General features: G+C 43.2%; 11 protein-coding genes. All 11 read left to right on the top strand.

Annotation, left to right across the window (positions count from 1 at the left end):
* Positions 1-36 precede the first annotated feature (36 nt).
* Positions 37-1,257 carry a DUF4374 domain-containing protein gene (locus F0145_RS20060; RefSeq protein ID WP_150091281.1) on the top strand — a complete coding sequence of 407 codons (1,221 nt, stop codon included), beginning with the start codon at positions 37-39 and terminating at the stop codon, positions 1,255-1,257.
* Between the two features lie 78 nt (positions 1,258-1,335).
* The gene (locus F0145_RS20055; RefSeq protein ID WP_150091279.1) at positions 1,336-2,571 is read left to right on the top strand and encodes a PepSY-associated TM helix domain-containing protein; all 1,236 of its coding nucleotides are present in this window, start codon (positions 1,336-1,338) and stop codon (positions 2,569-2,571) included.
* A gap of 119 nt (positions 2,572-2,690) precedes the next feature.
* The gene (locus F0145_RS20050; RefSeq protein WP_150091277.1) at positions 2,691-3,017 is read left to right on the top strand and encodes a DUF6686 family protein; all 327 of its coding nucleotides are present in this window, start codon (positions 2,691-2,693) and stop codon (positions 3,015-3,017) included.
* 204 nt (positions 3,018-3,221) lie between these two features.
* Positions 3,222-3,500 (top strand): hypothetical protein, encoded by a 279-nt coding sequence (locus F0145_RS20045; protein ID WP_150091275.1) that lies wholly within the window; start codon positions 3,222-3,224, stop codon positions 3,498-3,500.
* 254 nt (positions 3,501-3,754) lie between these two features.
* Positions 3,755-6,073 carry a TonB-dependent receptor gene (locus tag F0145_RS20040; protein ID WP_223816168.1) on the top strand — a complete coding sequence of 773 codons (2,319 nt, stop codon included), beginning with the start codon at positions 3,755-3,757 and terminating at the stop codon, positions 6,071-6,073.
* A 28-nt stretch (positions 6,074-6,101) separates the two neighbouring features.
* Entirely contained in the window at positions 6,102-6,680 is a 579-nt protein-coding gene (locus F0145_RS20035) for a hypothetical protein (protein WP_150091271.1), read from the top strand.
* Between the two features lie 71 nt (positions 6,681-6,751).
* Positions 6,752-7,966: a hypothetical protein gene (locus tag F0145_RS20030; protein WP_150091269.1), complete on the top strand. Its 1,215-nt coding sequence runs from the start codon at positions 6,752-6,754 to the stop codon at positions 7,964-7,966.
* A 54-nt stretch (positions 7,967-8,020) separates the two neighbouring features.
* Positions 8,021-8,356 (top strand): hypothetical protein, encoded by a 336-nt coding sequence (locus tag F0145_RS20025; RefSeq protein ID WP_150091267.1) that lies wholly within the window; start codon positions 8,021-8,023, stop codon positions 8,354-8,356.
* A 190-nt stretch (positions 8,357-8,546) separates the two neighbouring features.
* Complete coding sequence (locus F0145_RS20020) at positions 8,547-9,590, top strand: succinylglutamate desuccinylase/aspartoacylase family protein (protein ID WP_150091265.1); 1,044 nt, start codon at positions 8,547-8,549, stop codon at positions 9,588-9,590.
* A gap of 429 nt (positions 9,591-10,019) precedes the next feature.
* The gene (locus F0145_RS20015; RefSeq protein ID WP_150091263.1) at positions 10,020-10,724 is read left to right on the top strand and encodes a replication initiation protein; all 705 of its coding nucleotides are present in this window, start codon (positions 10,020-10,022) and stop codon (positions 10,722-10,724) included.
* 863 nt (positions 10,725-11,587) lie between these two features.
* A complete protein-coding gene (locus tag F0145_RS20010; RefSeq protein WP_150091261.1) occupies positions 11,588-11,812 on the top strand; it encodes a hypothetical protein in 225 nt (74 codons plus the stop codon).
* The last annotated feature ends 413 nt before the right edge of the window (positions 11,813-12,225 follow it).

The raw sequence follows: 12,225 nt of genomic DNA, 5'->3' as shown, positions 1-12,225 counted from the left end.
CCTTAACTAACCTTTAACTACCATTAATTAAAATATATGTTCTCTATTACACAAGTAAAAAAGCTGGCTTTGCCGATGCTGAGCCTCGGGGCCGCGCTTACCTTTACCTCTTGCAGCGAAGATGATGATACTAAAAATGCCGGTACGCAGGGCGACCAGTTTGTAATGTCACTGGCTATTCAGGGTAGCAATAATACTTTTACGTATTACACCGTACCGTTTGCCGATGTTATGACGGGTTCCCTATCGGCGCAGGGGAAAGGCATTGAGCAACCTGGTTATTTCGATTTTACCCAAATAGGTAATACCATTTACAGCATTGGCGGCCTGGATGATGTGAATGTAGTAGGCATTACCAAAACGGCAACCGGCGAACTGCAACAGTTAGGCAATATTTCGTTTGCCAACAGCCTCTCTGATATTATACAGGCTGATGCCAATACACTGGTAGCCGTGGAAATGAGTTCAAACTCTAACATGGTAAAATTTCACACCATCAATGCCAATACCGTAACGGTTACCAGCACCAAGCAGCACCCGGTTTCTAACCTGACCAATCTTTCGGCACCGTCTTATTCCGGTATGCGCATTAGCGGTAACCAGCTTTTCCTGAGCTATTACATTAGCGACCCAACCACTTTTGCCACGCCGCATACTAACGAAGCGCAGGTAGCGGTTTATTCTTATCCGGCCTTGGAGTTCCAGAAAGTTATTTCCGATACGCGCACCGGACCAGCGGGCGGTTTTAACACCAAAACTGGTCTGATAAAAGACGAGCAAGGCAATATTTACGCCTTATCTAACTCGAACCCGGCCAACGGCTACAGCCAAACCACCAAAAAAGGCGGTATTCTGCGCATTGCCAGCGGCCAAACCACCTTCGACCAGAATTACTTCTTTGATGTGGAAGCCGTTACCGGCGGTAAAAATATTTCACACTTAAAGTATTTGGGCAACGGGAAAGCCTTAGCCGAAATCAACGCGGAAGCAAACGCGAACCAAGCCAGATGGTCGGATGGCCCGCTGAAAACCGCCATTGTTGACCTGAACGCCAAAATCGTAACCTATATTAATGGTTTGCCCCAACATGCTGGTAACGGTCGCCGTTTGGCCGCCTTGCAGGATGGCAATGCCGTGTATATGGCCATTCCGGAAGGAAACGGCATTTATGTGTACAAAATAGATACGCAAAACCACACGGCTACCAAAGGCGCTGAAGTACAGGCCAACTTTGTAGCCGGATTCTCCAAGCTTTAAGATTAACGAATTATACCAGCTTTAATATCCATCATTAAGGCTGGTATTTTCTTTTACTTTTTCTAATTGTAGTGCAACATGATAAGCAAAAAAACGAACAACCCGGGTGTATTCAGACGCTTAAATGATTGGCTCCACCTCTGGCTGGGCTTGATTTCAGGTATTGTGGTGTTTATTGTGAGCATTACGGGTTGTTTTTACGCTTTTCAGCAAGAAATTAAAGATGCCTTAGAGCCCTGGCGGTTTGTAGAGGTGCAGGAAAAAAGTTTTGTGCCGCCCAGTCAGTTGCTCGATACCGCTATGGCTTACATGCCCGGCAGCAAACCCACCGGCCTTACCTATAGCAACCGGGAGGGCGCCGCCGCCGTTGGGTTCAGCAGCTTTGAAAATGGGGAACGTAGTTTTACGGCTATTTTCCTAAATCCTTATACCGGCGAATTTTTGCAGAAACAACAATCCATAGGCAAAGGGGAATTCGACTTTTTCCGGTTCATTATTGATGGGCACCGTGCCCTTTGGCTGCCCTGCGAGATTGGCCGTCCAATTGTAGGGATTTGTACGCTTATTTTCCTTGTGTTGCTGATTACCGGCCTGGTGATGTGGTGGCCAAAGCGTTGGAATAAATCCAATATTGATAAGAGTTTAAAAATCAGGTGGAATGGTAGCTTTAAACGGGTAAACTACGATTTGCACAATGTAGTTGGTTTTTACAGCCTGCTACTGGCTTTTGTGCTGGGCGTAACCGGATTGGTTTGGAGCTTTAAGTGGTTTGAAGATGGCCTGTACTACGTAACTTCCGGCGGACAGGAGAAGCCAGGGCACCACCATCCGCATTCCGATGTTACCAAAACTGGCTTACTGGCCAACAATACAGTTTCGGTGCTCGACCAGGCGTGGTATAAAACCTTAGCGGTAGAACCAAACGTGCAGGGCATGTACATGACCCCGATTCTGGAAGACAAGGAAGATGCCATTGAAATTATTGCCTACCAGGCTCACGGCTCCTGGTACAACCGGAACGAATATTACTACGACCAGTACACGCTGGAGCTTTTCCGTGTGCAAGGCGACCGTTATGCAGAAGCGGGCTTTGCCGACCAATTATCCATGCTTAACTACGACATCCACATTGGGGCCGTATGGGGATTACCGGGCAAAATTCTGGCTTTCTGCATTAGCTTAATTTGTGCCAGCTTACCCATTACCGGGTTTTTGGTGTGGTGGAATAAAAAGAAGAAGCCCAAGAAAAAAGTTAATCCACTTAAAAGTTCTGAGAATATTAAAGCAAGAAATCCCAACGTCGCCACAGTTTAAAAGCTTTCGTTAACAAATATTATTTGCTTATCATTTCACTTTCAGTCAAGAGCAGTAAGGCAGTCTTACTAAATAATCAGCTCCATCAGGTTCAAATGCGCCTAAATTAGAGGAAAATAATGATGTGTCAGGTTAAACGCTTATATCAAAATAAATTCGGGGAGATAACCCAATGTGCTTGTTCTGCCCGCATTCAGCTCAGTTTTGGCAATTTTGTTTTAGGATTATCCGAGTCCGAACTGGAGGTGCTACAAGTGTATATACCTCCATTATATGAACAGGAAAAGCAGTCAGGACTGCCAGCAAATGAACGAAATATATTTCTTTCCCCTTCTGTTCATCACCTCATGCTGGCTTTTAGCTTAGAAGAACTCGCTGGATTAATGGATTTAATCCATCAAGCATCACTTGTTCTTCAAATAAAAAATATATTGAAAGAGAGCTAAGGTAAAACCAGGCCTTAAGCCAAGGATATTGGTATTTTTATATGTTACTTAAAACTACTTATAAACCAATACTATTAAATTGCCAGTAAGTAATGGGTTACAAAAAAACAATCTTATCTTTGTCCTAGGTTTAGAACACCTGTGCTTTGGAATTAAGTGTACCGGTTTAAAAATTATATCACCATTTTTCTGTTACTGCTGTTTATGCGGATATTAACTCCGGACGCAGCCGTTCTGGCGTTGCATGCCCACGAACATACCGAGGATGTGCACGAGAAAATGGACAATGGCTTTAAACTGGATAAAAAGCACACCCACTGTCATACCGATAATCTTTTCAATTCGCCTTATTCTCCTGAATGGGCCACAAAAATAGCGGCTCCAATTATTACCATTACTGATACCTATTCGGCCAACCATTCCTACATCTGGAAATTTACTTTCCCGAACAATACCGATTTACGCGGTCCCCCAGTAGCCTAACCTATCTTTTTTTCTTGTCCGGAACTACTATGAATACTGGTAGTCGCTTAAGGTTATATTTAGTTTAACCCCACTACTTCTTTTTTAAATTTCCCCGGACCAGGAAAACCACTCATTCTTTCATTTTTATTAAGTCCTGACTTTTTGCTGTATAGCAGAAAGCAGTGTGTTGTTTTACTATTCTCAGAATGGTGCTAAAAAACCTTTTTGCAGGACTGCTATGGCTGTCCCAAATTCCTGTTGTTGCCCAAAAATTGCCGGCAAGTAATAACTGCGGTTTAACCTTAGCGGGCAAAATAACTAACCAGCACCGGGACGAACCTTTGCCGGCGGCAACTATTATACTGGAAGAACTAAACCAGGCCATCCAAACTGATATGGCAGGTAATTACCATTTTCATGATTTATGCCCGGGCGTATATCACATAAAAACAACTTACGTAGGTTTTGACCCCATCCGCCTGGAAGTACGTTTAGCCGCGCCAGCCATCCGGAACTTAAAGTTACACCCGAATACAACCGAATTAGGTACCGTACAAATATCCGGGAACCGGGTGGCACCGCCACCTACCCAGGCAACCGGCATAATAACTGGCGAAGCTTTAGAAAGTACGCGGGGCGAATCGTTGGGCCGAGTATTGGAGCAAGTGGCCGGAGTAACTACCCTTAATACCGGGCCAAGCATTTCTAAACCTATCATTCACGGGTTGCATAGTAACCGGGTGCTGCTGCTGAATAATGGCGTACGGCAGGAAGGGCAGCAATGGGGTGCGGAGCACGCGCCGGAAATTGACCCGAATATTGTCTCAACCCTAACGGTGGTAAAAGGCGCCGCAGGTGTCCGGTTTGGTTCTGATGCCATTGGCGGGGTAGTATTGGTAGAACCCGCTCCCTTGCGCGATTCGGTAGGTACAGATGCAACCATAAACCTGGTGGGCAGGAGCAATAGCCGCATGGGCAATATGGGCGCTACGGTTAATCATAATTCTGCCAAACTACCGGCTTTAAGTTGGCGGCTGCAAGGAACGTTAAAGAAAGGCGGCAATGCTAAAACGCCGGATTACTATTTAAAAAATACCGGCTTTTCCGAACACAACTTTTCGGCAACAATAGGCTACCGACAGGGAAGGTATGGCTTAGAATTATATTACAGCCAGTTTAATACCCGGTTAGGCATTTTATCGGCAGCCCATATTGGCAACCCAACTGATTTGTTGCGGGCTATTGAAAGTCCGGTACCACTGGAAACCTCCAACTTTAGCTATAAAATTAACCGTCCTTACCAGCAAGTAAACCACGATTTGCTGAAGCTTTCCGGTTATATCCGCACGGGAGAAGCAGGGCGCTTGACCTGGGTCTCTTCTTTTCAGGATAATAAAAGAGCCGAATACGACAAACACCTGCCGCGCAACAATGAATTGGCCGCCTTAAACCGGCCCGAATTAAGTTTACAATTACAAACTTTTTCGAATGAACTGGCTTGGGAACATCGCCCTTATAAAAACATAACCGGCACCATTGGGCTTTCCGGCATGGTGCAGCGCAACCAATATCAAGGCCGGTTTTTTATTCCGAATTACTACAATTATACCAGTGGCCTATTCTGGCTGGAACGGTGGCGGAAAGCGAAATGGCAATTGGAAGCCGGCACCCGTTACGATTACCGCTTACTGGATGTGGTGCTTTATGAAAAAAATATCCGGACAGAACCGCAATTTACCTATCATAATTTTTCCGGCACGCTGGGCGGAATTTACGAGCTAAATCATTATGTAACTTTTAGTTTGAATGCTGGTACGGCGTTTCGGGCCCCAAGCGCGAACGAGCTTTTCAGTAGGGGGCGGCATCACGCTACTATTGAAATCGGAGACCGCAATTTGAAGTCGGAAAACGCTTATAAATTAGTAGCCACCGCCACGTACAGGAGCGAAAAAAAGTTAAACGGCGAATTAAGCTTTTACCATAGTTATATCCGGAATTATATTTTCCTGGAACCGGTATTTCCGCCTGAGTTAACCGTAGCGGGGACTTTCCTGGCGTTCCGGCATACCCAAACCAATGCCACCTTTAAAGGGGCCGACTTAAGCCTATCGTATGGGTTTACCGATGCCTTTTCGGCTCAGGTCAAGGCTTCTCTGGTTTGGGCTTATAACTTTAAAAAAGACGACTATTTAATTTTTACGCCCGCTAACCGTTTAGATGCGCACCTGCGCTACGAGCCGGTTCAGGCGAAAGGTACTTTTTTGCAGGTTGGGGGCTTGCTGGTAGCGCGTCAAAACCGGGTGCCGGCAGATTTGGAACCAAACTTAACCCCAGGTGAAGATGCCGCAACACTATTTATGCCGAAAAATGGCGACTTCATACCGCCTCCGCCCGGGTACTTTCTATTGCAGGCCAGCTTGGGAACTACTATTAATATCAAAAATCAGCCCGTAGAAATAAGCTTTACCGGCCATAATTTATTAAACCAATCTTACCGCGAATACCTGAACCGCTTCCGCTACTTCGCCGATGAAATGGGCCGCAATGTAGTGCTGCGGGTGCGGGTGCCTTTAAACTTTAATTCAAAATAATTTCACTTAACCTTTAAATTTTAAAACCATGTTAACCAATCAATTTAACATTCAGAAGAAACATTTAGTTAAACCTGCCTTTGTGCTGCTCCTGGCCGCCGGAATACTCAGCAGTTGCCAAAACAACGACGAAGACCAAGCGCCGCTAAATGAATCGGAGCTTATTACCACAGTTACTTTAACCATGCAGGAAGTGGGCACCAGTAATACGGTAACCGCTACTTTCCGCGACCCGGACGGCGAAGGCGGCAATGCCCCTACCAAGTTTGATGAGATTGTACTAAAGCCCAATGCCGTTTACAATACGGCTATTACTTTGAAAAATGAATCGGTTACGCCGGCCGAAGATATAACCAGCGAAATTGAAGAAGAAGCTGATGACCACCAGTTTTTTTATACCCCTACTGCCGGTTTAAATGTAACGGTTGCATACGAAGACAAAGACAGTAAAAATTTACCTATCGGGTTAAAAACCAAAATTACCACAGGTGCCGCCAGCACTGGCAAATTAAAAGTTACTCTGAAACACCAGGCCGGCACTAAGAACAACGCCATTACTACCGGCGAAACCGATGTGGAACTGGATTTTACCACCAAAGTGCAGTAAGCAAAACCGCTAATTACCTTTTATTTCAATTAATACAATTTCCATTTTTTCACTTTAAACCTTAAAATTTTATGAAACAAAACTTGAGCAAAACTATTTTATGCGCTTTAGCAGTAGCCTTATTCGCTTCCTGCGAAAAAGATGAGCACGACCATAACCACCAACCCGATGTGGCAAATAAAGAATTTGAATTTGTGCGATTGCTCACGGCCGATGGCGCTTCTACCAAAATAACCCAGGTAAAACCGGCCGATGGCACCACACTTGCGTTTGATGCCAAATACCCCAATGCGAATTTATATACCACGGCTTCGGGCCGGTACACCGCCTTGCTATTTGGTAATCTGAACTTGGTAGAATTCTTCGACAGCGGTCTGGAATTACACGCTGACCACGTTGATATGAAAGGCACGCCTAAGTTTGCAGCTATTAGCGGCGAAGGCCTAAAACCTACGCATTTTAAATCGAAAGGCAACGAAGCGATTGTTTTTAACGATGGCGACGGTACTTTAAGCATTGCTAAAGAAGCCAACTTTCATACGCCGGGCGCTAAAATGCAGGTAATAAATGCTGGCTTACAACCGCACCACGGCGCTATGGTTAAGTTTAACAATGGCAACTATGGCGTTACTATTACCGATAATGCTTCTACTTTGTCCGGACCGCACGGGGTAAAAATTATTAACGCCACAGGTGCCGAAGTGGCTGCATCTACCTTGCCAACCAGCCGGATTCATGGCAATGCTACCGATGGCGCTAACGCGGTATTCGGGGCCGATGGAGGTGCTTTGGTCTTAACGCAAACCGGTCAACAGCGACTTATTTCTAATCCGGCTGGTTTTGGTACGGTGCGGGTAGGAACGGTCTTGTACGCCGAAGCAGCCAAGAAATTTATTGGCTATACCAATCTGAAAGGAATTTATTTTATTGATATCACGGCCAACCAGTTTACACCTATTTTTGAAAGCACCAATATTATGCAGTGTAAGCTGGATAAAGCGGGCAAAAACCTGTTGGTATTGCTTTTAGATGGTACATTAAAAGTTTATGATTTAGCCACTGGTAATCTCAAAAAAGAAGGCATGGTTATTCCGGCTACAACTGCTACCGAAACACTTAAACCGGTTCTGGAAGCTACTGAAAAATTTGCCTATATCGCTATGCCGGCTTTAGGCGAAGTACACCAGATTTTATTAGCTGATTTTTCGAAGGTTACTAAAATTAAAGTTTCGGCCCAGCCTACTAAACTGGTTATTATGGGATACGAATCCAATGAATCACACTAAATATTAATTTAAAACTTAGTGTAAATCATTTATAATTCATTTTAAGAATATTCCTTGAATCGTTTTAAGAAGCCAGTTTCTTACGTGTTGTTGCTCCTGTTTATCCGGATTATGCTGCCGGAAAAGACGGTATTGCAATTACACCGCCACGCACATACGGAGGATAGGCACGTCAGAAACGATTATGGGTTTAAACTGGATACTAAACATACCCACTGTCATATTGACGAATTGTATAATGCAGGCTTTGTGCCGGAAATATTTCCAGCAATCCAAGCTCCTGCTTTAATTTTTGCTGATACTTATTCCGCTAATCTTTCCTACCGCTGTAAATATATTTTCCCCGATAACACCTACCTGAGAGGGCCACCTATCAGCCAGGTCCGATAATAATCCGGCTATTCCGTTCAGAGTAGTAGCGTGTTCCTAAATATTACTTAAAAACTAATTTTTACTTTTTCACTTATCCGCCACCAACTTTTCATCCAATCCGGGTGAGCTTGCTATTAGTATGCCCTTTAAAACAAGATAAAGCGAGCATTTTCAGGTGCAAGGCTTTATTTATATTTTTTAAAATCAAATGAGAAAACTGCTTTTTTATATAACCCTTTTATTAGTTACCGCAACTAGCTTGCACGCGAAACCTAAACCATTCTTATTTAACCAAAAACAAATTAAGCCGGGTACAAAGCAAGCCTTTTTATTGCCGGTAATTACCGCTACCGATAGTACTTTCATTCCGGTAACGGTATTTCATGGCATTAAATCAGGTCCGGTATTAGGTATAACGGCTGGGGTACACGGTTTAGAATATGCCCCCATTATGGCCGCTCAGGCATTAAACCAGGAACTGGACCCAACTAAAATGAGCGGTACAGTAATATTAGTGCAATTGGCCAACGTGCCGGGCTTTCTGAACCGCAGTTTGCGCGTAAACCCATTGGATAATAAAAACCTGAACCGCGTTTTTCCGGGAAAAGCTAATAGCACCAGTACCGATAAAATAGCCTGGATTATATCAAACCAAATTATCGCCCGCTGCAACTATTTTTTAGACGTGCACGATGGCGATGCCAACGGCGATTTAAGGCCCTATTCAGGTTATTATAATTACTTTGATAAACCAGCGGTATCAGAAAAAGCGAAGCAAATGGCCCTGGCTTTGGGCTTCGATTTTATAGTTCAGTTTGGCAATGAACAAAGTTTAACCGAAGCCAGCATTTACTGTTCCCGCGAAGCTACCAAGCGTAATATTCCGGCCGCCGATATAGAATGTGGCGGCAAAGGCCGGGTAGATGAAAAAAACGTGTTGCAGATTCAGGCAGCTATTAAAAGTTTAATGCGCCACCTGGGTATTTTGGAAGGCCAGCCTAACGCTGTACAAAACCCGGCATTCATAGCCAAGCGCACCACAGTTAATAGCGAACATACCGGCATTTTCTACAGCGATTTTACCAGTGGCGATTACGTAAAAAAAGGCATGCAACTTGGCTTTACCACCGATTTTTTCGGGAATAAAATAGGCTATGTTACCTGCCCGATAGATGGCATTATTCTTTACAAAACCTTTAACCCCCCCATTAAAAAAGGCGATGGCTTATTTAACATCGGGCACATTCAATAATCTTTTTTATCAAAAAAGACTCTATATTGTCTTGAAATATGATTGGGTTAACTTCAATAGGGATTAAAACAATCGGTCAATGTTTTTCAGGCAGAGGCATTGACCAAAATGACGGAAAAATGATACTGAAAAAGACCTGGTGTTGCAGGTCTTTTTTGTTGAATTTATATCTTAATAACACATCTCAAAAATCATCCTTTTTTTGAATTCTGAGAAGAGTAGGTGGGACTTTACATAATCGGACTTATTGGCCATTTATCGAAATCTTTTACAACTTGGAAAGACTACATTCAGCATTTGTCTATTTTACTCCAACTCAAATGAAAGAAATACTAAGATATCAACCCTTAGCAGTTTATTATTTTGTCCGTCTTGAGGTACAAGTCCAATAGACTGGTATTTATTACTGTTTTTTTGTAAATTACCCCCATGGTAGCAATAGAAACCCTCAACCAGAACCACCAAGTTAGGCACCACAATGCCATTACCAATGCGAGGCATGAGCTTTCCGCAGTTCAGTTAGATATCTACTTTATGCTTCTCTCCAAGCTGAAGCCAGGAGTTACTAGTGGAACAAAGTACAATATTGATGTAAATGAAATGGAAAGGCTTGTTGGGCGCCAGTGGGATGAGGATGACCTTCAGGAAGCAACAGATGACCTAATCGAACAAGTATTTAAAATAGAAGAAGCGGATGGATTGTTGTATGTACCCCTAATCAGTAGGGCGGAATACTTGCCCGAACAGGGCCAGATACAACTTTCTATAAACGAACCAATAAAGCCTTTTTTAGTGGATCTAAGAGGTAACTTTACCAGCTTTTCCTTGGTTTGCGCCCTGCGGATGACTGCTGCCGATGCCAAATGGCTCTACGTGCAGTTTTCAAAGTGGAAAGGTTTTGGTTTCGTTTCTTATGAGGTAAAGGAGTTAATAGAAATATTAAACCTGGAGTACCCGGACGATACCAGTCCGGACCAGGATGAGTATTGGGAGCAGTTTAATGAAAATAGTTTGGAACCAGCCCTCCGGCAAATAAACGAACAAGCTGACCTTCGGATTAGCTACGCCACCGAAAAGGAGGGCAAAGCTGTTAAGAAGCTAAATTTTACCATTAAGCAGGCAGTACCTTCTTAGATTATTTTGCTTCTAAAAGCAGGAGCGTATGACCGGTAGGAAATGCTTTCTTGCGGGATATTTTCGCAGCACCTGGGCTACTATTAATATTAGGTTTTTACTACCTCTTACACTCCCCCTCAAATATTAAAAAAGCCAGGAACCTACTCTTATTTTACCTCCAGGTTTGTCTGGCGTTGACCAAGGTTCTTTTTCTCCCCTTTGTAAAGTTGCAGCAGAAGTTAACGAAAACCGGAATACAGCCCAGTTTTCAAATCCGGTACCCCTTGCATTCGGGCAGTAGGGATTAAATTGAACAGCTACCTAGTCCTTTTTTCCCCCACCGCCCAATACTTCCATTCCGGCGTTGGGGCTCTACCCTGGCCCAATCCCGCTCTCGGATGGCGGCTACGCTGGCGTTCTTGACAACATGGCCATAAACAAAACTTTCTTACTGCTTGGTTGCCCGTTTAAAGTCAATCAGGTGGTTAAATGCCTGATGAGATGTTGAATTTGTTTTTAATGCTCCCCTCCTATTAACTGTTTCACAATTATCATCTCCCCCCTATTCTACACTAATAGAATCAAAAAATTAAAGAATTTTAATTGCTCTGTTATTTAGGAAAAGCAATAAGGATATGCATAGAAATACTAAAATGCTTTTAAGGAAGTCCAAAGATTTAGCAGAAATTCTTTAATCATATTTTAATATACATTTAACAGCAAGTTAATTTCGATATAACATTTTACAGCCGAGCCTTAATGCTGTAGAGTGTACAACCATTGCCAGCACCATTGGGCTTAAGTTAAGATAAATGATAAACGACCAGAAAGTACCTGAAAAAGTCAATCATAGTAACTTTTATGTCCTTTAAAGTAGGCAAATGAAATTAAAAGATAAAATTGAGCTCGTCCGCAACCAACTCCCTTTGCCCTCTGAAGTAGCGGCAGAAGAGATTGTTTACACTTTGAAACACCACCAGTTTATTAATAGCATCAAACCGCATTATCCACAAATGGTACTTACCTGCGAAACGCAACTCACCTTTAAAAAGGAGTACGTAGCCGATATGGCCATTGGATGGAACTTTGTAAAACGGGTGGATTAGACATATCTTTTAATTATATGGGGTGTTGCTTTACCTAGCAATTAAAAGATTCGAATCATCATTAAATATCTTAAGCTAAGCCATGCCATTCCAGCCCTAGGATAAACTTAGTCCTTTCGGATAATTCGTCCGGAAGAACTTGGCTAGGGTAATTATTTACGACAGCTGTTTTCCTATCTTTTATTACTCATTTAATAGAATCAAAGAAATAGTAGATTCCTCAAAACCACCATTAGCCCCTACCCTGTGGCTCGGAAATAATGCTGTTCAATTTTGGAAAATACGCTTTCTTTAACATGAACTGTGTTAAAAGTCAAGCTTCTTAGGCGGAAATAGTAGTAAAATCAGGGCGGTAGGGAATACCAGATTTTACAATGGCAAAAGCTTGTTTGAGCAGCTTGTTGCAGACCGCA

Source organism: Adhaeribacter rhizoryzae (genome assembly GCF_008629685.1).
Taxonomy (GTDB): domain Bacteria; phylum Bacteroidota; class Bacteroidia; order Cytophagales; family Hymenobacteraceae; genus Adhaeribacter; species Adhaeribacter rhizoryzae.
This window is presented reverse-complemented; position numbering and strand designations above follow the sequence as displayed.

What these genes read in the sequence shown, in the direction of transcription:
- F0145_RS20060 (WP_150091281.1), top strand. Translation starts at nt 37, where the DNA reads ATGTTCTCTATTACACAAGTAAAAAAGCTGGCTTTGCCGATGCTGAGC.
- F0145_RS20055 (WP_150091279.1), top strand. Translation starts at nt 1,336, where the DNA reads ATGATAAGCAAAAAAACGAACAACCCGGGTGTATTCAGACGCTTAAAT.
- F0145_RS20050 (WP_150091277.1), top strand. Translation starts at nt 2,691, where the DNA reads ATGATGTGTCAGGTTAAACGCTTATATCAAAATAAATTCGGGGAGATA.
- F0145_RS20045 (WP_150091275.1), top strand. Translation starts at nt 3,222, where the DNA reads ATGCGGATATTAACTCCGGACGCAGCCGTTCTGGCGTTGCATGCCCAC.
- F0145_RS20035 (WP_150091271.1), top strand. Translation starts at nt 6,102, where the DNA reads ATGTTAACCAATCAATTTAACATTCAGAAGAAACATTTAGTTAAACCT.
- F0145_RS20030 (WP_150091269.1), top strand. Translation starts at nt 6,752, where the DNA reads ATGAAACAAAACTTGAGCAAAACTATTTTATGCGCTTTAGCAGTAGCC.
- F0145_RS20020 (WP_150091265.1), top strand. Translation starts at nt 8,547, where the DNA reads ATGAGAAAACTGCTTTTTTATATAACCCTTTTATTAGTTACCGCAACT.
- F0145_RS20015 (WP_150091263.1), top strand. Translation starts at nt 10,020, where the DNA reads ATGGTAGCAATAGAAACCCTCAACCAGAACCACCAAGTTAGGCACCAC.
- F0145_RS20010 (WP_150091261.1), top strand. Translation starts at nt 11,588, where the DNA reads ATGAAATTAAAAGATAAAATTGAGCTCGTCCGCAACCAACTCCCTTTG.